Origin of the sequence: Corallococcus macrosporus DSM 14697, from assembly GCF_002305895.1 — a bacterium.
In the GTDB taxonomy this organism is placed as follows: Bacteria; Myxococcota; Myxococcia; order Myxococcales; family Myxococcaceae; genus Myxococcus; species Myxococcus macrosporus.
The window spans coordinates 3,661,145-3,685,558 of record NZ_CP022203.1 but is presented as its reverse complement, the minus strand read 5'-3'; the positions used below and the strand labels follow the sequence as shown (position 1 = coordinate 3,685,558).

Sequence of the window (24,414 nt, the reverse complement as noted above, 5' to 3'; positions counted from 1 at the left end):
CCGCCGTTTGAAGATGCAGGCCCCCGGTGGGGGCGCGCCTGACGCCACGGTATGGCTTCCGAGCGAGCGAGCTCGCCCCGCGCCGCCGCCACGCCCATGGGCGTGCGCGTGACTACCTTCGTGAGGATGCAGAGCATCGAGGCGCTGACGCGGGGGAGCATCCGCCACGGGGGCGCCTCGCCTCGACCTTGTGGCAGGGAGGTTCGTGATGGGCCCCCACCGCTGGAGCCCGGCGACGGTGTTTGCGGTGGGGCACTCGACGCGCACCATCGAGGAGTTCGTCACGCTCTTGTGGACGCACGGCGTGGCGACCGTGGTCGACATCCGAACGATTCCGCGTTCGCGTGCGAACCCACAGTTCAACAGCGATGCGCTGGAGAAGCTGCTCCCTCGGGTGGGCATCCGCTACGTGCACCTGGCGAAGCTCGGAGGATTTCGCAAGAGGCGCAAGTCAGCGGGTGGAGAGAACGCCGCGTGGCGCAACGCGAGCTTCCGCGCGTACGCCGACTACATGCAGAGCGAGGAGTTCGAGGAAGGACTCTCCGAGCTGCACGACGAGCTGGTGTTCGGTCCTCCGGCGTTGATGTGCGCGGAGGCGTTGCGCTGGCGGTGCCATCGCTCACTCGTCGCGGACGTGCTGGTCGCGCGCGGTGTGGAAGTGCTGCACCTTGAGTCGGCCACGCGTGCCACACCGCATCCACTGACCGCCTTCGCACGAGTCAGGCGAGGACATGTCACCTATCCGGCCGACGAGCGCAGTCCCGTGCGAAGTCCTCGAACGGCGCTGCCCGGGTGATGTCCTCGTCACCATGGACGCCCAGTTCGACCCAGCGGCCATTCATGAGCCGCCCTCCTCAAGCAAAGGCGGCCAGGGCATCAGCGTGCCCCAAGGGCAGGCACAGCCCCCTACCCCGACGCAGCGCACGGACTTGCTGGCCCCAGCCGCCGCTGGTGTAGCCCTCGGGCTCGTGTGTCGGTAGGCCACTTCTGGGCGCGCCTCCTTCAGGAGTGGTGCGCCACCGCGGCCTTCACCCAGCGCAGGATGCTCGCCTTGTCAATGTCCGCGGCGCTGCGCACCTTGAGGTGGCGCATGGTCTTCCCGGTGCCCTCGAGCTTTCCTTCCGGGTCGTCGAGCTTCTCCGGGGGCGCCATGATGCTGAGGGCGGCGTAGGTCGTCGCGGTGTAGAGCGCACAGAAGCCGCCCTTCAGCTCGTAGTAGGGCATGCCCCACTTCATGGACTCGCGAGCGCCGGGGGCGGCCTTCTTCACCAAGGCACGCAGGGCCTCGAGGTGCTCGCGCCGCTCCGGGGGCTGTTGCGCGAAGAAGGCGTCCGCCGGGGCGCCGAGGTCCTCGCGGCGCAGGTACATGCGGGCAGGAGCCTTCTTCGCGGCCGCGCTCTTCTTCGCAGGGGCCTTCTTCGCGGGCGTCTTCCTGGCGGCGCTCTTCTTCGCAGGGGCCTTCTTCGCGGGTGTCTTCTTCGCCGTCGCCTTGCGCGCTGCCATCCGTGCCTCCGAGGCCCCGGACCGCCGGGGCGGGCGGGAGGCTACCCCAGCAGCCGAGGACGCATGGGCATAAAGGGGAACCTGCGGGCCACCCCGGAGGCGCTCTACCAGCGCGCCGGGAGGTGACCCACCAGATGCCTAGGACGCGTCAGGCGCCGCGGACAATGACAGGGACCGGACGGCGGTGACGGCGGCACCCAGGACGAGGACCACCAGCACCAGCAGTCCGAGCAGCGACGAGACCGGAAGAGAGGCACTTGAGGGTCTGGGTGCGTAGCGCGGCATCTGCTCGAAGTCGGCGTTCTGGAACGGCCGCTCCTGGAACAGGTACGGGTAGTAGAAGTCGCGAAGCCGGCCGTGGAACCGCTCGATGTCGCGCTGGTACGCCAGATGCGCCAGCAGGTCGCTGTCCGCGGCCCGGTGAAGCAGCGTCTGCACGGCGGCCGCGGGCAGGAGCCAGCCGAGCCGGGCCGTCCACACCTCGCGGGCCGTCAGGCTCCGGCGGTATTCAGCCACCTCGGCGGAGACGCCGTCGTCGCCCACCTCGTGCATGGCGTAGTACCACTTCCAATGGAAGCGGCCGAGCACCGGCGGCGTGTCCCTCCACTCCGGATGATTGACGAAGAAGCGTTGGAAGGTCTCCTGCTTGGGAATGTCCCAGGCGCGGTGCACCAACTCCCGCTGAGCCAGCGTCAGGTCGATACCCTTGGCCACGGGGAGCGCGCGAGAGATGACGGCGTTGGCCAGCGCGGGCACCAGCAGGGTCAGCACGATCCAACAGCCGATGAGCGCGGCGCCATTGGCCGCGGAGCTGCTCCGGCCCCGAGCGGCGACAAGCAGCGCCAGCCCCAGCCAGAACGCCACGTAGAGCGCTGCCGCCAGGGCAATCGCGAAGGTCTCCCCCACCGGCGCCCTGGAAATCACCGCGCCCACCACGAACGGTCCGAGCAGGGCCCCAAGGACCAGCAGGTAGCGCAGGACGCTGCGACGTGCCCACACCCCGCGACCGGACACCGGCAAGGAGACCAGGAGCCGCAGCCGCCCCGCCTCACGTTCGCCCGACACCAGGTCGTACATCAGGGCGATGATGACCAGCGGCGCCAGATAGATGAGCACGAAGGCGAAGTCGAAGGCGCCTGGCAGCGCGAGCTCCGGGTTCAAGGTCTCGGACTCGTAGAGCTGTGACTGGAGGCCCAGCAGCCGCACCCGCAGGACATAGGGCTGCACATCCCGCTGTCCGAGCGCCGCGAACGCCAGGGGCGACGGCGGGTCCGTGGTGAGGTGGAAGGTGTAGTAGGCGGCGGAGCCCGCGTTTCCGTCGGGCTTGCCGTACTCCAGGACCACCGAGGCCAGGTCCAGCCGCTGCGCGGCTTCCACCCGGCCGATGACGTCCCGCTGCCGCGCCGTCGCGGCGAGCCCGGCCGCGACGGCCAGGGCGGACACCAGCAACAGCAGGAGCAGCGCGCCCGCGCTCAACCGCGCCCGGAACAGCAACTTCACGTCCGCCTTCCAGGCACTCATCGCGCGACCTCCCCCAGACGACGGGCAGCCCAACCACAACCGGCGAGCAAGGCCGCCAACCAGCAGAACAGGACGACGAGGTTGGACCGGATCCGCTCGCCCGCCAGGTGGAGCATGTCCGGCGCCTGGTACGTGAAGCCCGGCAGCGTCTTCCAATGCTCGGCGGCGATCCGCGGGTCCTCTCCGGCGTTCTGGTTCGGGATCTTCTCCACCTGCAGGAGGTTGAGCGCCTGGACGAAGCGATAGCGGTGACGCTCCACCTGCTCGAGGAAGTCCTGGTGGCTCTCGGTATCCGTGGAGGCCAGGCTCATGGAGAGCTGACGCAAGGCGATGAGCGGACTGAGGCTCCCGAACTGGCGCACGAGCCGGTTCTGCTCGGCCTCCCTGTCGAAGGCCGCTCGCGCGTGGCGGTCGAACAGCTCGCTCGTCAGGCGCTCGCCCTCCATGCCCACCAGCCCCGCCCACTGGACCGGCAGCTCCTCGACCTTGTCGACCCCGTATCGAGCGAGGGTCTTCGCCTTGAAGCTCGCGAAGTACGGGTCGTCCGGATTGTGGCTGTCGCCAATCTGCTTGAGCTCATGGTGGACCGCCACGTCCGTCTCGATGCGTGTCGGCGTCGGGATTCGCGCCAACGCGAGCTCGGGCAGGAGCCGGGGGACGAGGATGACCCCGCCCATCCAGAGCGCGACCAGGAGAATCAAGGCGTCCTGGGCGCGCCGCACCAGCAGCGACACGAGCAGGGCCGCGGCCGCCCAGATGAAGAGGTAGACGAGATAGCCGGACAGCATCAGCGCGCTCGGGAGCGGCGGCACCCAGTCGGCGAGCGTCGCGACCGCGAGCACCACGAGCGCCGGCGCGGCGACCAGGGCCACCACGCCCACGTGGGCCAACAGCTTGCCCGCGGCGAGCTCGGACGGCCGCAACCCCTGGGCCAGGAGCAGTCGCAGCGTTCCCTGCTCACGCTCCCGCGCGACTGCGCCGAAGGCGAGGAAGACGATGAGCAACGGCGCCAACGTCTGCAGCACGAAGGCCGGCGTCAGTTGGCCGAACCGCAGCAGCAGCGAGGACTGCCGCGCTTCGCTGAAGTTGGCGCTGTTCTGCCGGTGCCCTTCCAGGAACACCGTGGTGCCGGTGAAGCCGTCCACCCCCGGGTCGAAGAACGCCAGCGCCGACAGGGGCCGGAAGACGAACTGGCCGTAATGCACCATGCGGTGCGGATGGCGGTCCGGCTGGGCGTCGAACGCCTCGTCCGACGTGGCCTGGTAGCGAGCCCGGGCCGCCTCCGTGGCGTTGCGCTGTTGCAGCCCCAGCACGGCGGAGGTGACCGTCAGTGCCACGAGCGTGAGGCTGGCGATCATCGCCACCCGGTTGCGCAACAGGGCCCGCCACTCCTCGGCGGCCACCCTGAGCACCTTCACCTTTCGCGAGCTCATGGGGCCTCCCCTGCCCGCGCATAGCGCTGATGCAGGGCCCTGACATCGAACCGCTCAGGGCCGGTGGCGGCCAGCTCCTCTTCGAGACGGCCCTGCGCCAGGAAGCCAATCCGGTCGGCGATCTCAGCGGCGCTCAGCAGGTCGTGCGTCACCATCAGCGTGGCCACGCCACGTCCACGCGCCGTGTCCAGCAGCCGGTTGAAGTCGCCGGTCGCCCTCGGGTCCAGGCCGGAAGTCGGCTCGTCCAGCAGGAGCACCGGCACGCGCCGCGCGATGGCGAGCGCGATCGCCACCTTCTGGCGCATCCCCTTGGAGAAGCCGCCCACCCGCTTCTCCCAGGCCTCGCGCGCCAGCCCGACCGCTTCCAGCGCCTCGTCGAGGTTCGCGGGTGACCGCTGCTCGCTTCCCGCGATGGACAGGAAGTAGTCGATGTTCTCCCTCGCGCTCAGGTGCTCGTAGAGGGCCACGTTCTCGGGGACGTAGGCCAGTCGTGAGCGTGCGGCCCGGGGATCCACCGCCACGTCGTGGCCACACACCCGAGCCTGTCCCGCCGTGGGCCGGACCAGGCCCAGGAAGACGCTGAGCGTCGTCGACTTGCCCGCGCCGTTGCCTCCGAGCAGCGCGTAAATCTGTCCCGGCTCCACGGTGAAGCTCAGCCCCCGAAGAACCGTCTTCACCCCGAAGTGGTGCTCGAGTCCGATCGCCTCCAGCGCCCCAGTACTCACTTTGTCGGACATGCTTCCCTCACCTCGAATCCACCGCGCCCCCCCCTCGCGATATCCACTGCTCCGGCCCAGCAATAAATGCAACCAAGTATCATTTGCAAGCCAATCGTCGAAACAGGACGACGCCGCGCACGGCCCGGGATGGGGCTCCTTGTCGAGCGGATGAAGGGGCGTCCCGGCCCGCCGAAGCGCGCCCGCCACGAGCGGAGCGCGACCTCCACAGAAACCGGGCCTTTCCTCGGGAATCCCGTGTCGTCGACGAGGCGGGCGTGCAGGCCGGCGGGCCCCCGCTCCCACTTCGGGCTGAGGCGGCAGCGCACCTGGACTCATCCCAGGCAGCGCTGGACACGCACTGCTGAAGCCCTGTCAGTGCCCTCGAACCTCGAACGTGCGGGCGTCGGGCTCAAGGAAGCGCAGGAGCGCCTCGCCCTCCTTCGCGAGCGCGTCACGGTCCTTCTTCTTCTTGATGGGCGCGAAGGGCTCGACGACGAGCGCGGCCACCGAGCGCTTGCGCTCCACCGTCCACGTCCCGGCGATGAAGCCATCCACGAGGAAGGTGGCGGGGACCCGCAGGTTCTTGGTGATGAGCCTGGGGCGGTACGCCTCATCCACCAGCCGGGCCCGGTCCTCGTGGCCGAGCACCAGGCTGTCGAACTCCGGGAGGAAGCGCGGTGGCGCGGGCGTGTCCTCGTCCGGCCGCGGCGCCTCGGGCACGTCGAACAGCTCCCGCCCCTTCTCGTCCCGGAAGGTCCGCAGCGAAGGGCGGAGGGACTCGAAGGTGGCCTTCAGGCCCTTGAGCCCGGACCACGTCTGGGCATCCGCCACGGTCGCTGGACCAAAGGCCGCGAGGTAGCGCCGCACCAGCGTGGGCAGGTCCGCCTCCGCGCGCAGGGACGCCCCCAGCCACGACTCCGCGACCGCGAAGTCCGTGGTGCCGGGGTAGCCCCACGCCGTCTCCGTGGGGACCTGGATGAGGGGGAGGAACATGCGCACCGCGAAGCCCATGGCGCGCTCGTCATTCCGCGGGTAGCGGGCCACCAGGTGGTCGCGCAGCGCCTCGAAGGTGCGCGGTGCCTCGTCGAAGAAGGCGCGCGCGTCCTTCACGAGCGGCGCGACGTCCAGGCCCTTCGCGCGCTCGCGCAGCACCGATGCCACCGAGGCCTCCAGCAACGGCGTGAAGCTGGCGCGCAGGTGCCGATAGTCCTTCGCGCTCGCCAGGTGCAGCGTGCCGCGCATCAACGTGGCCCGGACCACCTCCTTGCGATGGAGCAGCACGTTGAGCGAATCCCGCCCGAAGCCCGCGACACGCGACCACAGGCCAATGAACGGCGGCTTCGCCTGCTGGGCCTGAAGCGCCAGGAGCTGCTCCACCGCGCCGAGCACGGAGGTCTTCTCACGCTCCAGCAACATCTGCCGCGCCAGCGTCGCGCGGTTGAGGGCCCTGAGGGTCAATGGGGTGTCTGACATGTGGACTCGCTCGCGCGGTGAGACTGGGGTGACGCCGCACCGCGCGGGTCGCGGAGGGATGTTGGTCACGATTCTTCGTCGGGGAGGCGCGTGCGGAGGAGCTCGTCGTCAGGACCGCGAGGGCGCCAGCCAGCAGGGGGCGGATCGACGAGGAGCGACGTCCTGACTGCGCGTGCGCGCTCCTTGTGCGTTTCTGGGGTATAGGCAATCCAGGGGCCAAGCGCCTTTGCGACGGCGAATCGACTCGTGTCATCGAGCACCGCCGGCCACCCATCGGGGAGGCTCCCCCAGAGCTCGCGCACGAGCTGTCCTCGAACCAAGCGGGTCACTTGCTTGCTTCGCACCGCCTCGACCACCAGACCATCGTACACCTGAACTCCGGCAACGTCGTCCGGCCCAAGCTCCTCGGCCAGTGCTACCAACGATGAGGTGGGACGGGACTCGGCAAAAGCCGTGAGTGAGTCGTAGCCGCGTTCACGGACACGCGCATACAGGCGGGCCTTCCAGTTCCCCTGCCACGAACGTCCATCGGTCATCGGCTCCTCCCTTTGATGAACTTCATCGGGATGTCGTAGCTCCGCATGCGCTCCGCGACGATGTTCAGGACTTCGCTATTCGTCAACCTCCGACCTGTCGTGGTCTCAGCTTCATACAGCGCCTCCATGATCATTCGACTCCACTCTCCAGGCCATGTGCGCCCCAGCTTCCAATTCCCTCCTCCGTGAATCGCCTCGTGATAGGCCCGCTCCAGCCGGACGCAGAACTGGTCGATGTCCATGTCTCCCTTGAAGCCGCGCTGCTCGAACCACCGCCGGTGCTCCTTCGGCAGGACGTGATGCCTCGGTGCGTCGGCCATGCCCGCACCGGCCTTGCCCGTCACCTGCATGCCGCGCACTTCGGGGCTGTCCCCCAGCGCTTCACGCACGCCCTCGGGCAAGTCCTGGCGCGCCTGGGCCATCATCACCTGCCCACCGTGAATGCGGACAGCGGCGCTGACGGCTGGGAGGGAAAGGACGCCCGCCTGCACCAGCCTGCGCATCATCTCCACCCACTCCGCCGAGACGACGAGCCGCGAGCCCGCCATGACGCCCCCCGAACTCATGACGAGCCCTACACCGAGCGTCGCTGGAGGTGGCCGGGGGAGTGACATCTTCAGCGTGGAAATCAGGGCGAGCAGTTCCATCACCTGCGCCGCCACCACGACCTTGCCGCCCACTTCCATGGCGGAGCGCGCCTCCCGACGAATCGTGTCGAACTCGTGAGTCAGCTCCCCCATCAGCGCGGGCATCGCGGTCGTCGCCGCCTCGATACGCTGCGAGTCCTCCGAGGCGAATTCCTCCAGCGTCGGGGTCAGCTTGCTTTGAACTCGGTGCAGGTCCGCGAACAGCTTCTCGGAGCCGCACATGGGGCAGTCGCGGAGCAGGGCGTCCGCGAGTTGAAGGAAGTCCACCCACGTGGCCAGCAGCAGGGTTCCGAACATCGCGGACTGAAGGCGGGGCCCCGACATCTGGAGGATGCTCAGCTCCATTCCTGAATCCCCGACCTCCGACGCCACTCCCGCCAGCGCCGTGGCGCTCTCGAGCGTCCGTTGGAGCCACGTCAGTTGCTTGGAGCCGTGGTCGAGATAGCGCGTGAAGACACCCTCGAGTCCACGTTCCCCAAGAGAGGAAGGACGCGACGCAAGTCGAGCGCGTGCGGCTTCGATGCCCTCCAGGGCGCGCTTCACCTCGGCAATAGCGTCGAGGGTTGCCTGACGCACCGATGCGGCGCTCTGCACGCCGCCCCCGACAGCGACGGACGCAGTGCCAGGTCCAGCGCCTATTGCGTCGTTTCGTGGAATCAGCTTCCGCCACAGCCGCTGCTGGGCTTCGGACCCCGCGATGGAATGCGGAGGTGAAGCCGGGACGCGCGGAGTCTCGCTGCCCGGCAGCTCCACCCACGCGGGGGACGTGGCCACGCGTGATGCGTCGTGCAGCGTTGAGCCAGGGCCGGACGCATGCGCCCTCGTGGCCAGGACCACCGCTACCACCCACAGCAGAACGTCAGCGCGCATTGTCCACCCCCAGGCCCACCGACGCGAAGGCCCCCGGTCGCAGTGTCCCTTCCGCCGTGGCGAACAGCAGCGTGCCGCCCGTCCCCATCGCATAGAGCTTCCCGCCCAGGAATCGCCAGCGCACCTCCGCCGCCCCCAGGTAGCGCGCTCCGGGCCGCCCCATGCCCACGCCCAGGCCCTTCAACGCCACTTCCAAGCTGCGCTCGATGAGCTGCGCCGCCACGCGCCCGTCGACGTCGAAGCGCCCCCAGGAGAACGCCTCCGCGCCCAGCGACAGCTTCAGGTGCTTGTAGAGGCCCCCGTAGCTGACGGCGTCCCAACCCACCTCCGCCTCTCCGAAAGCCGAGTAGCCGTCCGGGAAGCCAGCACCCGCGAGCGGCATGCCCTCCGGGCCCGCGGCCTGGAAGCGCGCCAACTCGTAGTCCGCTCCGAAGAAGCCTTGCCGGAAGCCGCCTTGCTGGCGCCGAGCCTCCAGCCGCAACCGCAGGTGGAGCGTCTCCCGGAGCACGTCCACCCCGGCCCCCACAACGGCGCCCCACGCGCCCCCATCTCCCGGACGACCGCCCCACCCGGCAATCACGTGGACCTCATGGTCAGGCCGCAACAACACCCCCGCCGTTGCGTCCACGTGCGCCAGCGTCACCGAGGCCGCGCGTCCACCTGCGCGTCCCCAGTCATGCACGGCGGACAGCGCGAGCGTGTAACGGCCCCGCTGCCTGGGCTGGCCGAAGAGGACGTGCTCCATGTCCAGGGCGACCTCCGCGCCCATCAGCCGCGCGCCCAGCACGTCCGAGGCGAAGGCCTCCGTGTAGAGCGGGCCAACCTCACCAGTGAAGATGCCCGCTGCTGGGTGGTAGTCGGGATTCGTGCGGTTGGAGTAGCGGCGGACGAGATGGCCGGAGAGGAGCCGGTAATCCGCCAGGGCGCCAAACCAGACGGCCATGGGCGCGTTGTCCGAGCCGAGCTTGAGGCCACGGACGAGTTGCCCCCAGTCCGAAAGGGAGTCCCAGTCCTCCCGCCGCACGAGGCCCGTGCCCTCGCCACCGCCCCACATGCGGAAGCGCACGGGAGCGCCCACGTTGACGCCGAACTCGGGGCCCCCATCAAGGATGAAGGTGGGCTCCACCTGGATGAAGCCGCCATCACCACCAGCGCCAGCGCGAGGGAGCAACGCGAACGTCGTCACCTCCAGGCGCGTCAGGGAGTACCACCTGCGCGCGGGCGAGGCCGGTGGCGCGGACGGAGCCTCTTCCTCGGGCAAGGGCGGCTCCGAGGCCCACCCCATCATCGGAAGCAGACACACCAGCAACAGCGCGGCCAGACACCTTCGCATTCTGTGCATAGATGCCTCGGGTGCGTGCCCCGAAATGAGGCACGAGACGCACACGGCGACCTGGCCGATGGCGCCGTGCCGGTGGTGAATCCGTCAGGGTAGAAGGAATTGAGGGCTGACGTTAAGCCGTCGGCTGCTTCGCCAACGCGCGGCGGGAGCCCGCACCGGGATCCGTTGGCAGGTCGTCCGGCTGGAGAAGGCCCGCCGACGCGCGGCGCGCGTCCCTTTGGTCTGACGGCGCTTCCTTCGTGGGCTCGCAAGCGCCCCGCTCAGTGGAGACAGGGAGCGTGATTTCGCCCTCGTCGCCAGGCACCGCGAAATCCCAGAGCCCGTCGCCGCCGTCCGTGAGCGCCGAATGAATCTCCCTCCATGCCTCCTCGTGTGCAGGGGAGAGCCTTTGCGCGACCTGGGGGCGCTGAACACATGCAGGGTGGGCGCCTCCGGTTGTTCCGGGTTTCTCCCACCGTGTACGCCCCCCCATGCGGTATTCGAACCCGCCCCATCAGCCTGGAGCCGGACGCTTCCGAGTGCCACATTGCACGGCATGGACGTGGACCGGCTCGACATGATGACCACCCCCGCCGCCCTCGTGGACCTGGACCGCGTGGACGCCAACCTGCGGCGCGTGGCCGCGTACACCCGCCAGCATGGCCTCCGGTGGCGGCCCCACACGAAGACACACAAGACGCCGGAGTTGGCCAGGCTCCAGCTCGCCGCCGGAGCCCAGGGCGTCACCGTGGCCACCGTCCGAGAGGCGGAGGTCATGGCCACCGTCTGCGACGACGTGCTGCTCGCCTACCCTCCCGTGGGAGAGGACCGGCTCACCCGGCTCATGGCGCTCCCTCCTCAGGTCCGGCTCACCGTGGCCCTGGACTCGGGCGAGGCGCTGGGGATGTTGGACCGCGCGGCGCGCATGGCCGGCCGCACCGTGGGCGTGCTGGTGGAGCTGGACCTGGGCATGCGGCGCGTGGGCGTCCAGTCCCCAGAGGACGCCATCGCCCTGGCCGGGAACGTGGCGTTCGGCAGTGGCCTGGAGTACCGGGGCATCACCTTCTACGCCGGCCACCTTCGCCTGCCTCAGGAGAAGCTGGGCTCGGCGATGCGCGAGCAGTCCGAGCGGCTGGCCACCTTCATCGAGGCCCTGACGGACTCGGGGCTGCGGCCCGGAACCGTGAGCGGCGGCTCCACGCCGACGCTGTGGCGCTCGCATGACGTCACCGGCCTCACGGAGATTCGCCCAGGCATCAACATCTTCAACGACCGCAACGCCGTGTCCGTGGGCGCCTGCGCGTGGGACGAATGCGCGTACTCCGTGCTGGCCACCGTGGTGAGCACGACGGTGCCGGGGCAGGCCGTCATCGACGCGGGCTCCAAGGCCCTGGCCAAGGAGGAAGGCTTCACGGACACGGGCGTCTACGGCGCCCTGCTCGGCAAGCCGGAGGTCCTGGTCCGCGGCCTGTCCGAGGAGCACGGCCTGCTGGACCTCTCCAACACCTCATGGCGACCCTACGTGGGCGAGCGCGTGCGCGTGGTGCCCAACCACGCCTGTGCCTCCGTCAACCTGCACGACACGCTGCACCTGCTGCGCCAGGGCGCCTGGGCCGGCCAGTACGCCATCACCGCGCGCGGGTGGTGACGCGCGCGCCTCAGTCCAGGCGCTGGAGCTCCTTCGACAGCAGCGTCTCCAGCTCCCGAATGCTGCGGTAGACGATGCAGCGATAGGACGCGACGTCGAAGCGGAGCTCCTTCACGTCGCGCACCAGCAGCAGCGTGGGCCGGCCCCGCCCCCACGCGTAGCCGACCTCCAGGTACACGTTGGGATTGGCGAGCGACAGGTCGGCGATCACCACCTTCGCCGTCTCGATGCGCTCGCGGATGCGCTGGATGATGGGGCCGTCGAACCGCTCCTGGTCCACGCGCTCGCACAGCAGGCCCGCGGCCTTCACCGGCCCCAGGATGCCGTAGTGGTACGTGTCCTCCATCTCCGGCGCGAAAGGCATTGCCACGAAGGCGTGAGGCTTTGCCATGGACACGGTGCCCGCCGTCGCCAGGGGCGGCGCCTGCGTCACGGCGGACATGCGCCGGACCCGGAAGCCGCCGTCCGGCAGCGGCTCCACGCCAGGCGTCGCGCTCAGCCCACGCGTCATGGCCTTGACCAGCCTCTGCGCCCGGCGCGCGTCCCGCTCCACCACCGTGAAGCGCGTCAGGGATTGAGGGCCGGCGCCACGCTGGAAGGCTTCAACCAGCCCGCCCACGAAGGCGAGCGCCGCTTCATCCTCATCCAGGCCGTAGTTGGGCCCGTGGACGGTGCCCGCGACGTGCGCGAGGCCTGAATGGCCTTCCAGCGCCGTCAGCGCGCGCACCGCGAACTGGCGAATCTCGTGGTAGCCGAACTCGCCCAGGCGGACGGTGCCCAGGAAGAGCGCCAGCGGCGCGGTCAGGGCGCCCCGCGTCTCCACGAACCGGTGCGCTCCCGGCGCCAACGCCAGCGACGTCTCCGGGACGCCCGCCTGCTCCAGGCGCCGCGCCGCTTGACCCGTCACGCCATAGAGACGTTGTGCGTACTTGAACAGCACCGCGTCCGAGGAGAACTCGGTCAGGTCTCCTACCTTCAACGCCACGTCGAGGAACTGGGCCATTGAGCCCCACTGTAAAGCCTTGCGCCTGCTGTTCCCAACCCGACGCCAAAGACTGCCCAACGGGGCATGACGCAACGCGCCTCTCTTTTTCTCGGCTATCAAGTACGTCCCGTCTGAAGTCTTTCGCTTGTGTTGTGTTAAGGAAGCCCCCCGACCCTTGGGGGGTCCTTCCCGACATGGAGGAAAGTCACATGGAGCGCATTGGAATTGTTGGCGCTGGCACCGCAGGACTTCACCTGGGCCTGAAGCTGCTGTCCCACGGTGTCCCCGTGACGCTCTACACGGAGCAGGAGCCCGGCAGGCTACGTGGTTCCCGTCTGCTCAACACGGTGGCGCACCACGCCCCCACGCGCATGCGGGAGCGCATCCTGGGCGTGGACCACTGGAGCGGCCCCAACGCCGACATGTTCTACATCGGTATCCACGTCAACGGCGGCCCCCAGCCGTTCAGCCTCCGGGGCCGCGTGGACTCGCCTTCCATCTTCGTGGATTACCGTCAGTACCAGCCGCGCCTCGCGGAGGACTTCGTCGCGCGCGGCGGCAAGCTGGAGGTCCTCCCCGTCGACCTGGACGTGCTGGAGCGCCTGGCGCGGCAGCACGCGCTGATGGTGGTCGCCACCGGGCGAAATGGCCTGACGCGCCTGTTCCCCCGCGTGCCGGAGCTGTCGCCGCACACGCAGCCGCCGCGCATGCTGTTCGCCGCGCTGCTGAAGGGCGTGCGCATGCAGGAGCCCATTGGCATGAACGCCAACCTGATTCCGGGCCAGGGCGAAATCTTCGAGTCCCAGGTCGTCACCGCGAACGGCCGCGTTCCCAGCGTGCTCATCGAGGCGCTCCCGGGCAGCGAGCTGTCACGGCTGAGCACCCAGCGCTACGACGAAGACCCGCGCGCCTTCGAGTTGATGCTGATGGACTTCCTGCGCCGCTTCGCGCCCGCCACGTTCGAGCGCGTGGACCCGGCGCGCTTCGGCGTGCTCGGGCCGCTCGACTTCCTGCAGGGCTCCTTCACGCCGACGGTGCGTCAGGGCTGGGCGCCGCTGCCGGGTGGCCGCTTCGTCCTGGCGGTGGGCGACACGCACGTGACGAATGACCCCGTCGCGGGCCAGGGCGCCAACGCGGGGTCCGCTTCCGCCTTCGCGCTGGCGGAGCACATCGTCACCGCGCTGGCGGCGGACCGTCCCTTCGACGAGGCCTTCTGTCGCGAGGCCGAAGCGAGCTCGTGGGCGGCGACGGCGCCGGCGACGCACTGGACCAACGCCCTGCTCCAGCCGCCGCCTCCGCACGTGATTGAGCTGCTCGCCGCCGGCAGCAAGGACGTGCGGGTCGCGGATGCCATCGCCACGGCCTTCGTGACGCCCGAGCTCATCCTCTCCGCATGTGCCAGCCCGGAGAGCACCGCGGCGTTCATCGCGAGGCACCGGCCCCTCGCCCGCGAGGCCGCGCCACCTCCCAGCCCCCTGGCGTGGCACCCGCCTCCCGAGGAGCCGAAGGTGTCTGTGTCGCTGACGCGCTGAGCACGGTTGGAGTCGTCGCGACGAGGCGGCGAGGCCTTGGCGCCTCGTCATGCGACTGTGCACCAACACAGCAGCCCGCTCGCGGATGCGTGGAGCGCGAGCGCGTGATTCCGCCCTGCCCCGCTGGGGACGCGCGGTTATCTTCCGCGCCATGCGATTCGCCATCTTGGGCTCTGGAGGCGTCGGTGGGTACTTCGGCGCGAGGCTGGTCCGCGCCGGGCACGACGTCACGTTCCTCGCCCGCGGCGCCCATCTGCGCGCCATGCGGGAACACGGGCTGACCATCCGCGGTCCCGACGGAGACTTCACCGTCCCCGTCAAGGCCGACGACGACGTCCAGCGCTTCGGCCCCGTGGACGCCGTGCTCCTCGCCGTGAAGAACTACGACGTCGCCTCCGTGCTCCCCGCGGTGAAGACGCTGCTCGACGCGCGCGGCACACCGGCGCCAGGCGAGAGCCCTCCCTTCGTGCTCACCTTGCAGAACGGCGTGGACAGCCCGTCCGAGGTGGCCGCCGTCGTGGGCGAGGCCGCCGTCATGGGCGGCACCACGTACCTCTCCGCCATCATCAGCGAGCCGGGCGTCATCACCCAGACGGGCACGAACCACCGCATCGTGCTGGGCGAGGTGTTCGGCGACACCTCGCGCGTCTCCGCCCGAGCCCAGGCACTGAGGGACGCGCTGGCCGGCGCCGGCGTCACGGTGGAGGCCGTGGCGGACGCGCGCGGCGCGCTCTGGGACAAGCTCTCCTTCCTCGGCTGCATGTCCGCGTTCAGCACCGCGGCCCGGCTGCCCGTGGGCGCCCTGCGGGACAATCCGGCCTTCCGCGAGATGTTCCGGCAGGCCACCCTCGAGGTCCTCAGCGTCGCCGCCGCGGAAGGCGTCACCACCACCCGCACGCCGGAGTCCCTGGTGCGGTACATGGACGAGCTGCCCGCCCACATGCGGCCGTCCATGCTCGGCGACCTGGAGAACGGCAAGCCCCTGGAGGTCGAATCCCTCCAGGGCGCGGTGGTGCGCCGGGGCCGCGCGCGCGGCGTCCCCACGCCGGTGTTGAGCACCCTCCATGTCCTGCTGCTGCCTCACGCCCGGGGTGAACGGAAGGCCTGAGCCACGAAACCTGGCTGGAGGACAGCCAACACCCCCTTCCGCCTCCGGGCCCCGCGCAATCGCCGGGCCGGATGGGCATATGAACGTCATATGACCGAGCCGAAGCCCCGCCCTCCCGAGAGCGAGCTCCCCCCTGTACTGGGCCGCGTGGCCTTTCTCGCCGTCGTCTCCGGCCTGACGCCCCTCATCCCCGTCCCCTTCCTGGACGACTACGCGCTCCGGCAGGCGCGAGAGAGCATGGTCCTCACCATCCTCTCCGAGCACGGCCTGCCCCGGCCGGCGCGCGCGGTGGAGGTCCTCGCCGGCTCGCATGTCGGCCGGACGGCCGGCGGCCGGCTGGTCAGCTACGTGAAGGGCCTGGCGCTCTTCCCGGTGCGCAAGGTGTTCCGCAAGGTCTTCTTCGTCCTGTGGGTGAAGGACTGCGTGGACGTGGCCTCGTCGGCCCTGCACCACGGCTACCTGCTCAACCACGCGCTGGACCGGGGTGACTTGAAGCCCGAGGACATGGAGGGCCCGCGGCCCGGGAAGGTCCACGACGCCATCGTCGCCGCGTGCGCGGAGCTGGACCCACGCCCCGTCAACCAGGCCCTTCGGCGGCTCTTCGCGGGCAGCCGCCTGCTCATGGCCGAGGCCACCCGGGCCTTCTTCAGCAGCGGCGCCCCCGGCCCCCGCACGCCCGAACCCGGCGAGAGCGCCGAGGTGAAGACGCTGACCGAGCGGCTCATCGCCTCGCTCTGGGAGGAGCGCGGCTACTTCGCCACGCTGCAGCAGCACTACGACACGCACCTGAAGGCGCGTCAGGCCCCCTGAGAGGCCCGGCGTGTCACGGCCCGGCGGCGGCGCTGGCCAGCGGCTCGCGGATGCGCCGTGAGAAGTCGGGGCGCCCCTCCGCCGCCTGCGCCCGCGCGTTGATGTGGTAGCGCTGGCGCACCTCCTCCAGCGGCGCGTCCCGGTCGATGAGCTCCAGTTCGTAGGCGAGCGCGTCGGAGAAGGCGGGCAGCAAGGTGCGGTGGTCATAGGGCACCTGGCGCTGGCTCACCTTCTCCAGGTGCCGCACCAGGTTGGTGGTGCAGTTGTTGGTGAGCGTGTCGTAGAACTCCGGCCTCTCGTGGAGCGCGTTCATCCGCGCCACCATGTCGAGGAAGAAGCTGGCGATGCGCTCCTTCGACGCATCCACCGGGTAGAGGTAGACGTCATCCTTCCGGTGGTTGGAGCGAAGCTGCACCAGGTCCCGCTCGTCACCCACCACGTAGGTGAGCTCGAACTGGCGGAACAGGCCGCCCAGCGCGGAGAACGTCTCGCCCTTCTCGCGGCGGACCTCCACGGAGAAGACGAGGTAGCGCCCGTCCGCGAAGCCGAAGCTCACCATGGTGTGCGCCGCGCCCCAGACGCCGGAGAAGGGCTCCACGATGAACCACGCGCCCGTGAGGTCCTTGGCGTCGTACGTGGCCGAGTACCAGGCGGCGTCCCAGTCCGACGTGCTGCGGTAGCGGAAGTCACGCACGTCGTACAACGTGACACGGGTGCCCGCCACGTCCGCCCGGGCGGAGCGCGCCAGGTCCGGCGCCCAGTCCGCTCGCGCCGCGGGCCGCACCGTCTGGGTCCAGCCCCAGATGCCCACGCACCCGACCCCGACGACGGCCAGCGCGGCCCACTGGGAGTGACGCCGCCACGCCGCCACCGCGCCCGCCGCGAGGACCGCCGCGCCCACCGCCCTCGGGACGTGCGCGCCTTCAGGGCCGGCCCCCGTCAACGCCAGGGCGAGCGCGGCCCACGCCACACCCGAGACGAGGACGAGCGCGGTGATGACACGGGAGACGCTTCGCATGGCCCGCGAGTATATGCGGGCTTCGGACGTCCACCGCACCCACGCCTTCCGTGTCTTGACCCCTTTTCCTGGATTATGGCCAGATACCAGCCCGATCCAGGAGAGACACCATGGCGGATGAGCGCGAGGACACGACCGTCTACAAGGTCGTGATGAACCACGAAGAGCAGTACTCCATCTGGCCCGCCGACCGCGAGAACGCGCTTGGCTGGAAGGATGCGGGCAAGCAGGGGCTCAAGGCAGAGTGCCTGGAGTACATCAAGGAGGTCTGGACGGACATGCGCCCGCTGAGCCTCCGCAAGAAGATGGAAGAGCTGAAGTCGTAGTCACGGCGCCGCCCGTGCACACGCCCCTCGCGAACCCTGGCCATGACGCCAGGGTCCGGGGGGCGTGCTGCATGCGCGGAAACGCCCGCCTCGCCTAGAGGTCCGGCGGCGGCCGGACGCCCAGGTGGCATGCCCTCAGCGCGAGCTGCGTGCGGTTCTCCGCCCCCAGCTTCCGGTAGAGCTGCGTGACGTGGGACTTCACGGTGCGCTCGGCGATCTGCAGGTGCGCGGCGATCTTCAAGTTGTCCGCGCCGCCCGCCACGTACGCCAGCACCTCGCGCTCGCGCTGCGTGAGCGCCAGCAGCACGCTCGCGGTGGGCGACGTCACCGGTGGATGCTCGAAGTCGTTCCTCAGGAGCTGGACCGGGAACAGCCGCTCGCCGCGAACCAGCGAGTTGATGGCGGACGCCACCGCGGTGGTGCCCAGGCCCGCCCGGAACAGGTACCCGGAGGCGCCTTCATCAAAACACTGCGAGATGATTTCCGGCGTGCTCACCGCGGAGAGCAACAGCATCCGCACCTCGAGCCGGCGCTTGCGCGCCTCCCGCAGGAGGTTGATGCCCTCCGTGACGGAGCAGCCCACGGCCGCCTCGCTGTCGCCTTCCACGTCCATCACCGCGACCTGCGGCGGGTCTGTCCCCAGGCTGTCGAGGAACAGGCGCACGTCCCTCGTCACCGAGGAGACCTGCACGCCTTCACCACGGAGCCCGTCAGCCAGGCCCTGCCAGGCCGCCCACGGTCCTTCCAGAATCGATACACGAATCGCTGCTTGATTGGTTGCCATGCGAAGGCCCCCCAGCCGTCATGGCGAAAACTGCATGAACAGACAACTGACCACAGCCGGCTCCGGTACGAGCAGGGCCAGTGGGTTGCATGACAGGGAAGAACGAGCGCGTCCGCTGAGCCACTCCGGAGTCGGCCTACCGATGTACGACTCGACTCCTGACTGTTTTCGACTTTCAGCTACTCCTGACGTCCCTGCGGGCCGCACCTCCTTCGGCCCAGGTTCATGGTCCAACGGCTGAAACCCTATCACCGGGAAAGCGCAGACGCGAACCAGCCCCAACGGGAGTGTCCAGTGTGCATGAATCAGAGCCCGTTACAGGGGTTTCATCCGTTGGTTCGTCATCGCTGTCCGCCGGATGACACGCGCGGCCGTCCAGTAGTCGATGGAACCCTCCTCCCCCACGGCGCCGACTGTCGACCGCGACACACGGGCCTGGGACCTGGATATCCCGCAAGTCCAAGCGGAAAAGGGGGTGCGACATGCAGGCGGAGGTGGAAGGCAGACGTGTATGCTGCCAACCCCGCATGCGCCCTGCTCCGACTCCCCATCTCGACGTCGCCACCCCCGAGCGCGTGGCGCTCACGCTGCCTGTCGCGGGCATCGGCTACCGGTGCCTCGCGTGGCTGGTGGACGCGAGCCTGCTGTTCTTCTTCTGGCTGGTGGCCTACTTCGTCTTCACGCTGCTGGTGTCGGACGTGCTCGGCGTCTTCCAGGCGCTGTCGGGCCTGGGGCAGACGCTGCTGGTGGTGGGCGTCTTCGCCACGCAGTGGCTGTACTGGACGGTGAGCGAGGTCTTCTTCCACGGGCAGACGGTGGGCAAGCGGGTGCTCGGCATCCGCGTGGTGCGCACGGACGGCTCGCCCGTGGGCGTCTACGAGAGCGCGGTGCGCAACCTCTGCCGCGCGGTGGACTTCATGCCCATGCTGTACGCCGCCGCCTGCGTCAGCATGCTGCTCACCCGCCAGCACCGGCGCCTGGGGGACTTGCTGGCCGGCACGCTGCTGGTGCGCGAGGAGCGCATCGACCTGGACAAGTACACCGCCGCGCCCACGGCGCCGGCGCCGCTGCCTCCGGAGGCCGGGGCGAGGCCGCTGGCGCCCGAGGACGTGGAGCTGGTGCTCTCCTTCCTGTCGCGCGCGCCAGGCCTTGCGCCCGAGGTGCGGCGGCGGCTGGGCGCGCGGCTGGTGGAGCGCGTGGGGCCCGCTGACGCGGACGCGCGCGCCGCGGTGCTGGCCTCCGCGGAGAGCACCGAGGCCTTCCTGCGCGCCCGCGTCCAGGGAGGGCGCTGACATGGCCACGCCCCTGCCCGCCTATGTCGCCCGCCGCCGCGCGGACTGGGACGCGCTCCAGGCCCTGCTGGCGAAGCAGCGCTCCGGCACCCTGAAGCTGGAGGAGCTGCGCACGCTGGACACGTTGTACCGGCGCGCGTCCGCGGACCTGGCGCATGCGCAGACCTTCTACGCCGGCACGGACGCCCACCGCTTCCTCAACCAGCTCTGCGGCCAGGCCTACGCGTCCATCTACCAGCCGCCGCGCGAGCGCTGGCCCGCGCTGCGCCACTTCTTCCGCCGGGAGTTCCCCGCCACCCTGCGCCGCGAGCGCGGCTTCGTGGGCGCCAGCGCCGCGCTGTTCTTCCTGGGCATCCTGCTGGGCGCGCTGGTGGTGCTGTGGGAGCCGCGAGGCGCCGAGCTGCTGGTGCCCTCCGGGGTGCGCCACTACGTGGCCCAGGGCCGCATGTGGACGGACGACCTCCTGTCGGTGGCGCCGCCCAACTCGGTGGCGTCGGGCATCGCCACCAACAACCTCACCGTCACCATCGCCACCTTCGCCCTGGGCCTCACCTTCGGGCTGGGCACGCTGTTCATCCTGGTGAACAACGGGGTGCACATCGGCGCCATCACCGCGCTGTGCGCCCGCGAGGGCATGCTGGGCGGGATGCTGGACTTCATCGCCGCGCACGGGCCGGTGGAGCTGTCCATCATCATCATCGCCGGCGGGGCGGGGCTGATGGTGGGCCAGGCGCTCATCGACCCGGGGGAGCTGCCCCGGGGACAGGCGCTGGCGGTGCGCGGGCGGGAGGCCGTGAAGCTGGTGCTGGGCTGCGCGCCCTTCCTGGCCCTCATCGGCGTGGTGGAGGGCTACGTGTCCCCGGGCGACCTGTTCCCCACCTGGGTGAAGGCGGCGCTGGGCCTGGCCCTGGGGGCGCTCTTCTGGGGCTACCTGCTGCGCGCGGGCAGGACGGAGGCGGAGGCCACGGGCACGCCGGCCGACAGCGCCTCCTGACGCTTGCGCTGACGGTGCCGGAGGATGCGCTCATAGGCCACGTTCAGCTCCCGCATCTTCTCCGCCGAGCCGCCGCGGTCCGGGTGCCGCTCCATGGCCAGCGCGTGGTAGCGCGCGCGGACCGTCTCCGCCGAGTCCAGCGGCGACACGCCCAGCAGGTGGTAGGGGTCCTGCTCCTCCCGCGCGGACAGCCAGCGGTCCAACCGGTCCTTGACCTCGATGAACTGCTCGTCCTGGGCGCCGGTGTCCTTCACCGGGTGGGTGCGCACCTTCGCGTCCGCCCGGAAGACGTCGGAGTACACGCTGGACACCCAGCGGTGGCAGCCGGAACACCGGTAGTAGCGAACCCGGGTCCCCGGTTGCAGGGTCATCCGGATGCCGCAGTGGGTGCACTCCACATCGACGTTTTCCAGTGTCTGCCAGTTCGCTGCCGCCGCGTTCATCGAACCTTGCTCCCGTTTGCAACACGCCTGTAGCAGCGGGGAAGCTCCCACGATGGGAGATCGCGTCAAGAAAATCTCTCCTCTCCGGGGTAGAAGGGCCTCCATGCGTCCCCTGCTTCTCGCTGGCCTGCTGCTCGCCACCACCGCCCGCGCCCAGGCCCCGGCCACCCCGGCCACCCCGGCGCCCGCGGCCCCGGCGGAGGCCGCCCCGGCGCCCGCGACGGACGACACCGCGCTGCTGCGGGGCCTGCTGGGGGCGGCGCGGCCGGCGCCGGAGGAGATTCGCGCCATCGCCATTGAAGACCTGGCCCTGCTGGGGGACGCGCGCGCCCTGGACACGCTGGCCACGCTCCTGTGGGACCCCAACCCGCGCATCCAGCAGGCGGCGCTGCGGGCCGTGGCGCTGTTCCAGCACCCCCGGGCGGAGGAGATTCTCGCCAACGTGGTCCGCCACCCCCGGATGCCGGACGCGTTGAAGATTCAAGCGCTCAACGGGCTCGTCTTCCAGCGCACGCCCACCGCGCGCCAGGCCGTGCAGGACGCCGCCGTGGACGCGCGGCTCACCGCGGGCGTGCAGAACGCCGCGCGCACCGTCGTGTCCCAATGGGCGCCGGCGCGCCGCTGACGCCCGCCCGCCGGGCAGGCGGCCAGACACCACCCGCCAGCGGCCCCGGCCCCGTCAAGGGCTGATTCCTGGAGATGTGACGCCCCTGCGCTACACTCCGGCGTCATGAAAATCACTCCGCTCGACATCCGGCAGAAGCGGTTCGAAACGGCCCTGCGCGGCTTCTCCCGCCGTGAGGTGGAGGCCTACCTCGAGCTCATCGCTGGTGAATTCGAGGAGGTGGTGAAGGAGAACATCGCCCTCAAGGAGGAAGTGAAGCGCACCCAGTTCAAGGTGGAGCAGCACCAGGAACGGGAGCGCACCCTCCAGGAGACCATGGTCACCGCGCAGCGCATCAGCGAGGACCTGAAGGACGCCGCGAAGAAGGAAGCGGAGATCATCATCGCGGACGCCGAGCACCAGGCGGAGAAGATCGTCCACGGCGCCCACCAGCGGCTGGTGCAGGTGGTGGAGGACATCAACGAGCTGAAGCGCCAGCGCACCCAGTTCGAGTCGCAGGTCCGCTCGGTGTTGGATGCGCACCAGAAGCTGCTGGAGACGTTCAAGAGCCCCACGTTCGCGGACCGCGACTACGCGCGCGTCGAGGACAACGTGGCCTACCTGTCCCAGAAGAAGGCCAACGGCGACTCCTGACGCGCCGCGCCGCGAGGTGAGGTTGCTGCAACCTGGGGCGAGGCTGTTATGTCAGTGGGAACGTGAGGCCGCCGCACATGCGCCACCTGCTTGTCCTGCTCCTGCTGCTGGCCGCCCCTGGGGCCCGGGCCCAGGAACCGGGCGGCCCCCATGGCGCCCACGCCCATGACGTGGTGAGTGACGCCGCGCTGGTGCCCCTGACGCGGCCGCCCCAGGTCAGCGGGGAGCTGACGACGCAGCGCTTCCGCATCCTCCACACCGCCGCCGCCACGGCCGCCGCGCACGAGCTGTCCCAGCAGATTGAGGGCGTGCGGGATCGCTTCGGCACCATCCTCGGCAAGGACTGGCCGGGGGTGACGGAGATTCGCCTGGGCGTGGGGCGCGCGGAGTTCGAGGCCCTGGCGCTGCCGGGCGGCAGGCCCCCGGGCTGGGCCGTGGCGCTGGCCTACCCCGCCCATCAAATCATCCTCCTGGACGCCCTCAGCCTCCACGCGCCGGACGGCCAGCAGACGCTCCGGCACGAGCTGGCGCACGTCGCGCTGGGGCAGCTCGCCCCGTCCTGGCCGCGCTGGTTCCAGGAAGGCGTCGCGCAGTACGTCACCGGGGAGCGCTACTCACTCACCCACTACAGCGCCCTCTTCCGCGCCGTCACCCAGGAGCGCGTCTTCCACTTCGAGCACCTGGACCGGAGCTGGCCGGACGTCCCGTCGGACGTGGAGATTGCCTACGCGCAGAGCGCCGCCTTCGTCGCGCACCTGTCGGCGAAGTTCGGCCCCACGGCCATGGCCGCGCTGGTGGACGGCGTGGCGCGCGGGGAGCCCTTCGAGACGGCCTTCGGGAAGGCCTTCCGCACCTCGCTGCTGGTGGAGGAGACGGACTGGCGCGAGGGCCTGGCCGCGCGCTACGGCTGGCTGCCCCTCACCACCAGCTCCGCGCTCGTGTGGCTGGGCGCGTCCTTCCTCTGCGTGGCGGCCTATGCGCGCCGCCGGCAGCAGCGGGCCGCGAAGCTGGCGGAGCTGGCCGCCCAGGATGCCGCGGAGGACGCCGCGCTCCGCCTGCTGGCCGCCCAGGCCGCCCAGGCCCACCCCCAGGGCCCCGGCGTCAGCACCGGGGACGCCACCTGGCCGGACTGGCCCGCCGGCCCGCCGACCCCGGAAGGCCACCTGGAGGCCCGGGACGGCGAGACGCCGGCGGACGGCACCCTCAGCGACTTCCCGGGTGAGGCCGACGACGAGGACAGCCACCACGGCCGCCCGCCCAAGCCCACCCTCCACTGAGGGCGGCACCCTCCTTCCTTCCAGGGCTACAGGGCCGCGCCTGTAGTTTCTACGGGCGTCGTGCCCCGCTGCTTGCCCAGCCCTTCACGGCAAGTGGCTGATTTCACTGGACGCGCTCAGTCCCGAGGCGTTGGCCGCGGGTTTGCTTTGGCTTCCGTTCGCGATGCGGAAGGCACTGGACATGAGCGAGCGTGGACGTAAGGCAGCCGTGCTGGCGCGGTTCTTCCGTCAGCAGCCGGATCGAATCTCCGCGCTGTGGCGGCGGATGGTGCTGGCGGCGCCGGATTCGGACGCGTCGCAGGGCGCGCCCACCCAGTTGGACAACCTGGTGGAGCCCTTCATCCGCGAGCTGGGCCGGACGCTCGCGGGCGAGGAGTCGAGCCCCTGGAGCCGCACGCGCGCGGTGCTGCGCCTGTCGCCGCACCGGGGCGCCCGCTCGCTCTACGACGAATTCGCGGCGCTGCGGCGCTGCCTGGTGGATGCCTCCGAGGTGCTCGGAGGCGGGGATTGGGAGCGCGAGTGCATCAACCGCGCGGTGGACGAGGCCGTGGACTCCGCGGTGGCGCTCCTGCAACGGATGAAGGACCCGCGGGCGGATGGGCCGCGGGTGCCCTTTGGTGGGTTGGTCGTCGAGTACTTCGAGCGTCCCTCGCGGACGCGGCGCGTGACTCCGGACACGGGAGACGGACGCACGGCGATGCACTGAGGGCGTGGAGGGGTTGGCCGGCCCGTTCGACTTGACGCGCCTGGAAGCGGGCGCGTCCGAGACCGGCGGGAGGGAGTGTGCCTGGGTGGGGGCCCATGGCGCGCTTTGTGGGAAGGCGTGCTCCCGCTGGGGAGTGGTGAGCGCGCACCGCGAGCCGCTGGCAAGACGCGTGGATGGGGGTCCACGCGACTCGCCGGTCGGACGGGTCGG

The 24,414-nt window shown here is 70.3% G+C and carries 24 protein-coding genes; 12 read left to right on the top strand and 12 right to left on the bottom strand.

Features of this window, described 5'->3' with window-relative positions:
• Window positions 1-208 precede the first annotated feature (208 nt).
• On the top strand, window positions 209-796 hold the full coding sequence (locus MYMAC_RS15495) for a DUF488 domain-containing protein (RefSeq protein WP_204817654.1): 588 nt from the start codon (window positions 209-211) through the stop codon (window positions 794-796).
• A gap of 206 nt (window positions 797-1,002) precedes the next feature.
• Here the strand turns inward: MYMAC_RS15495 and MYMAC_RS15490 are convergent, their stop codons facing one another.
• The 8 genes from MYMAC_RS15490 to MYMAC_RS15455 form a co-directional block, all read right to left on the bottom strand.
• On the bottom strand, window positions 1,003-1,503 hold the full coding sequence (locus MYMAC_RS15490) for a DUF1801 domain-containing protein (RefSeq protein WP_095958653.1): 501 nt from the start codon (window positions 1,501-1,503) through the stop codon (window positions 1,003-1,005).
• A gap of 138 nt (window positions 1,504-1,641) precedes the next feature.
• Window positions 1,642-3,024, bottom strand: a complete 1,383-nt coding sequence (locus tag MYMAC_RS15485) for an ABC transporter permease (RefSeq protein WP_095958652.1) — start codon at window positions 3,022-3,024, stop codon at window positions 1,642-1,644.
• Entirely contained in the window at window positions 3,021-4,457 is a 1,437-nt protein-coding gene (locus MYMAC_RS15480) for an ABC transporter permease (RefSeq protein WP_095958651.1), read from the bottom strand. The genes MYMAC_RS15485 and MYMAC_RS15480 overlap by 4 nt, the downstream gene beginning before the upstream one ends.
• Entirely contained in the window at window positions 4,454-5,194 is a 741-nt protein-coding gene (locus MYMAC_RS15475; protein ID WP_095958650.1) for an ABC transporter ATP-binding protein, read from the bottom strand. Before MYMAC_RS15475 ends, MYMAC_RS15480 begins: the two co-directional genes overlap by 4 nt.
• 354 nt (window positions 5,195-5,548) lie before the next feature.
• Entirely contained in the window at window positions 5,549-6,649 is a 1,101-nt protein-coding gene (locus tag MYMAC_RS15470) for a winged helix DNA-binding domain-containing protein (protein ID WP_095958649.1), read from the bottom strand.
• Window positions 6,650-6,714: 65 nt separating this feature from the next.
• A complete protein-coding gene (locus MYMAC_RS15465; RefSeq protein WP_095958648.1) occupies window positions 6,715-7,185 on the bottom strand; it encodes an NUDIX hydrolase in 471 nt (156 codons plus the stop codon).
• Window positions 7,182-8,408 (bottom strand): TIGR02269 family lipoprotein, encoded by a 1,227-nt coding sequence (locus tag MYMAC_RS15460; protein WP_239989542.1) that lies wholly within the window; start codon window positions 8,406-8,408, stop codon window positions 7,182-7,184. The genes MYMAC_RS15465 and MYMAC_RS15460 overlap by 4 nt, the downstream gene beginning before the upstream one ends.
• Window positions 8,409-8,691: 283 nt before the next feature.
• The gene (locus MYMAC_RS15455; RefSeq protein WP_095958646.1) at window positions 8,692-10,044 is read right to left on the bottom strand and encodes a hypothetical protein; all 1,353 of its coding nucleotides are present in this window, start codon (window positions 10,042-10,044) and stop codon (window positions 8,692-8,694) included.
• A 556-nt stretch (window positions 10,045-10,600) separates the two neighbouring features.
• Between MYMAC_RS15455 and MYMAC_RS15450 the strand changes: the two genes are divergently transcribed.
• The gene (locus MYMAC_RS15450; RefSeq protein WP_239989541.1) at window positions 10,601-11,671 is read left to right on the top strand and encodes a D-TA family PLP-dependent enzyme; all 1,071 of its coding nucleotides are present in this window, start codon (window positions 10,601-10,603) and stop codon (window positions 11,669-11,671) included.
• 10 nt (window positions 11,672-11,681) lie between these two features.
• On the opposite strand, the gene MYMAC_RS38800 is transcribed toward MYMAC_RS15450, so the two are convergent.
• A complete protein-coding gene (locus tag MYMAC_RS38800; protein ID WP_204817652.1) occupies window positions 11,682-12,674 on the bottom strand; it encodes a TIR domain-containing protein in 993 nt (330 codons plus the stop codon).
• Between the two features lie 191 nt (window positions 12,675-12,865).
• Here MYMAC_RS38800 and MYMAC_RS15440 point away from each other — a divergent pair, with 191 nt between their 5' ends.
• The 3 genes from MYMAC_RS15440 to MYMAC_RS15430 all read left to right on the top strand — a co-directional run bounded on the left by MYMAC_RS15440 (window position 12,866) and on the right by MYMAC_RS15430 (window position 16,106).
• Complete coding sequence (locus MYMAC_RS15440; RefSeq protein ID WP_013939688.1) at window positions 12,866-14,188, top strand: styrene monooxygenase/indole monooxygenase family protein; 1,323 nt, start codon at window positions 12,866-12,868, stop codon at window positions 14,186-14,188.
• 151 nt (window positions 14,189-14,339) lie between these two features.
• Complete coding sequence (locus MYMAC_RS15435) at window positions 14,340-15,296, top strand: ketopantoate reductase family protein (RefSeq protein ID WP_095958643.1); 957 nt, start codon at window positions 14,340-14,342, stop codon at window positions 15,294-15,296.
• Window positions 15,297-15,386: 90 nt separating this feature from the next.
• Window positions 15,387-16,106 (top strand): hypothetical protein, encoded by a 720-nt coding sequence (locus tag MYMAC_RS15430; RefSeq protein ID WP_095958642.1) that lies wholly within the window; start codon window positions 15,387-15,389, stop codon window positions 16,104-16,106.
• 13 nt (window positions 16,107-16,119) lie between these two features.
• Here MYMAC_RS15430 and MYMAC_RS15425 read toward each other — a convergent pair whose 3' ends face one another.
• Complete coding sequence (locus tag MYMAC_RS15425; protein ID WP_095958641.1) at window positions 16,120-17,124, bottom strand: Lnb N-terminal periplasmic domain-containing protein; 1,005 nt, start codon at window positions 17,122-17,124, stop codon at window positions 16,120-16,122.
• 110 nt (window positions 17,125-17,234) lie between these two features.
• Here MYMAC_RS15425 and MYMAC_RS15420 point away from each other — a divergent pair, with 110 nt between their 5' ends.
• The gene (locus MYMAC_RS15420) at window positions 17,235-17,450 is read left to right on the top strand and encodes an MbtH family protein (RefSeq protein WP_095958640.1); all 216 of its coding nucleotides are present in this window, start codon (window positions 17,235-17,237) and stop codon (window positions 17,448-17,450) included.
• A gap of 94 nt (window positions 17,451-17,544) precedes the next feature.
• Here MYMAC_RS15420 and fruA read toward each other — a convergent pair whose 3' ends face one another.
• The gene (gene fruA, locus MYMAC_RS15415) at window positions 17,545-18,234 is read right to left on the bottom strand and encodes a response regulator transcription factor FruA (RefSeq protein WP_011553167.1); all 690 of its coding nucleotides are present in this window, start codon (window positions 18,232-18,234) and stop codon (window positions 17,545-17,547) included.
• Between the two features lie 527 nt (window positions 18,235-18,761).
• Here fruA and MYMAC_RS15410 point away from each other — a divergent pair.
• Both MYMAC_RS15410 and MYMAC_RS15405 read left to right on the top strand, forming a co-directional pair.
• Window positions 18,762-19,526 carry an RDD family protein gene (locus MYMAC_RS15410; protein WP_239989540.1) on the top strand — a complete coding sequence of 255 codons (765 nt, stop codon included), beginning with the start codon at window positions 18,762-18,764 and terminating at the stop codon, window positions 19,524-19,526.
• A gap of 1 nt (window position 19,527) precedes the next feature.
• Window positions 19,528-20,520 carry a stage II sporulation protein M gene (locus MYMAC_RS15405; RefSeq protein WP_013939681.1) on the top strand — a complete coding sequence of 331 codons (993 nt, stop codon included), beginning with the start codon at window positions 19,528-19,530 and terminating at the stop codon, window positions 20,518-20,520.
• On the opposite strand, the gene MYMAC_RS15400 is transcribed toward MYMAC_RS15405, so the two are convergent.
• Complete coding sequence (locus MYMAC_RS15400; protein WP_095958638.1) at window positions 20,454-20,963, bottom strand: J domain-containing protein; 510 nt, start codon at window positions 20,961-20,963, stop codon at window positions 20,454-20,456. The genes MYMAC_RS15405 and MYMAC_RS15400 overlap by 67 nt on opposite strands.
• 103 nt (window positions 20,964-21,066) lie before the next feature.
• Here MYMAC_RS15400 and MYMAC_RS15395 point away from each other — a divergent pair, with 103 nt between their 5' ends.
• The 4 genes from MYMAC_RS15395 to MYMAC_RS15380 all read left to right on the top strand — a co-directional run bounded on the left by MYMAC_RS15395 (window position 21,067) and on the right by MYMAC_RS15380 (window position 24,204).
• Entirely contained in the window at window positions 21,067-21,588 is a 522-nt protein-coding gene (locus MYMAC_RS15395; protein ID WP_095958637.1) for a HEAT repeat domain-containing protein, read from the top strand.
• Between the two features lie 105 nt (window positions 21,589-21,693).
• Window positions 21,694-22,221, top strand: coding sequence for a DivIVA domain-containing protein (locus MYMAC_RS15390; protein WP_011553162.1), 528 nt, complete (start codon window positions 21,694-21,696; stop codon window positions 22,219-22,221).
• Window positions 22,222-22,298: 77 nt separating this feature from the next.
• Window positions 22,299-23,498 carry a peptidase MA family metallohydrolase gene (locus MYMAC_RS15385; RefSeq protein ID WP_204817650.1) on the top strand — a complete coding sequence of 400 codons (1,200 nt, stop codon included), beginning with the start codon at window positions 22,299-22,301 and terminating at the stop codon, window positions 23,496-23,498.
• A gap of 163 nt (window positions 23,499-23,661) precedes the next feature.
• Window positions 23,662-24,204: a hypothetical protein gene (locus MYMAC_RS15380; protein WP_095958635.1), complete on the top strand. Its 543-nt coding sequence runs from the start codon at window positions 23,662-23,664 to the stop codon at window positions 24,202-24,204.
• Window positions 24,205-24,414 lie beyond the last annotated feature (210 nt).

Bases quoted from the DNA above. Each gene is read 5' to 3' on its own strand.
- MYMAC_RS15485 (WP_095958652.1), bottom strand. From the start codon at position 3,024: ATGAGTGCCTGGAAGGCGGACGTGAAGTTGCTGTTCCGGGCGCGGTTG.
- MYMAC_RS15480 (WP_095958651.1), bottom strand. From the start codon at position 4,457: ATGAGCTCGCGAAAGGTGAAGGTGCTCAGGGTGGCCGCCGAGGAGTGG.
- MYMAC_RS15425 (WP_095958641.1), bottom strand. From the start codon at position 17,124: ATGCGAAGCGTCTCCCGTGTCATCACCGCGCTCGTCCTCGTCTCGGGT.
- MYMAC_RS15385 (WP_204817650.1), top strand. From the start codon at position 22,299: ATGCGCCACCTGCTTGTCCTGCTCCTGCTGCTGGCCGCCCCTGGGGCC.
- MYMAC_RS15455 (WP_095958646.1), bottom strand. From the start codon at position 10,044: ATGCACAGAATGCGAAGGTGTCTGGCCGCGCTGTTGCTGGTGTGTCTG.
- MYMAC_RS15465 (WP_095958648.1), bottom strand. From the start codon at position 7,185: ATGACCGATGGACGTTCGTGGCAGGGGAACTGGAAGGCCCGCCTGTAT.
- MYMAC_RS15395 (WP_095958637.1), top strand. From the start codon at position 21,067: ATGCGTCCCCTGCTTCTCGCTGGCCTGCTGCTCGCCACCACCGCCCGC.
- MYMAC_RS15400 (WP_095958638.1), bottom strand. From the start codon at position 20,963: ATGAACGCGGCGGCAGCGAACTGGCAGACACTGGAAAACGTCGATGTG.
- MYMAC_RS15435 (WP_095958643.1), top strand. From the start codon at position 14,340: ATGCGATTCGCCATCTTGGGCTCTGGAGGCGTCGGTGGGTACTTCGGC.
- MYMAC_RS15410 (WP_239989540.1), top strand. From the start codon at position 18,762: ATGCGCCCTGCTCCGACTCCCCATCTCGACGTCGCCACCCCCGAGCGC.
- MYMAC_RS15490 (WP_095958653.1), bottom strand. From the start codon at position 1,503: ATGGCAGCGCGCAAGGCGACGGCGAAGAAGACACCCGCGAAGAAGGCC.
- MYMAC_RS15470 (WP_095958649.1), bottom strand. From the start codon at position 6,649: ATGTCAGACACCCCATTGACCCTCAGGGCCCTCAACCGCGCGACGCTG.
- MYMAC_RS15420 (WP_095958640.1), top strand. From the start codon at position 17,235: ATGGCGGATGAGCGCGAGGACACGACCGTCTACAAGGTCGTGATGAAC.
- fruA (WP_011553167.1), bottom strand. From the start codon at position 18,234: ATGGCAACCAATCAAGCAGCGATTCGTGTATCGATTCTGGAAGGACCG.
- MYMAC_RS38800 (WP_204817652.1), bottom strand. From the start codon at position 12,674: ATGGCCCAGTTCCTCGACGTGGCGTTGAAGGTAGGAGACCTGACCGAG.
- MYMAC_RS15475 (WP_095958650.1), bottom strand. From the start codon at position 5,194: ATGTCCGACAAAGTGAGTACTGGGGCGCTGGAGGCGATCGGACTCGAG.
- MYMAC_RS15405 (WP_013939681.1), top strand. From the start codon at position 19,528: ATGGCCACGCCCCTGCCCGCCTATGTCGCCCGCCGCCGCGCGGACTGG.
- MYMAC_RS15495 (WP_204817654.1), top strand. From the start codon at position 209: ATGGGCCCCCACCGCTGGAGCCCGGCGACGGTGTTTGCGGTGGGGCAC.
- MYMAC_RS15430 (WP_095958642.1), top strand. From the start codon at position 15,387: ATGACCGAGCCGAAGCCCCGCCCTCCCGAGAGCGAGCTCCCCCCTGTA.
- MYMAC_RS15380 (WP_095958635.1), top strand. From the start codon at position 23,662: ATGCGGAAGGCACTGGACATGAGCGAGCGTGGACGTAAGGCAGCCGTG.
- MYMAC_RS15440 (WP_013939688.1), top strand. From the start codon at position 12,866: ATGGAGCGCATTGGAATTGTTGGCGCTGGCACCGCAGGACTTCACCTG.
- MYMAC_RS15390 (WP_011553162.1), top strand. From the start codon at position 21,694: ATGAAAATCACTCCGCTCGACATCCGGCAGAAGCGGTTCGAAACGGCC.
- MYMAC_RS15450 (WP_239989541.1), top strand. From the start codon at position 10,601: ATGATGACCACCCCCGCCGCCCTCGTGGACCTGGACCGCGTGGACGCC.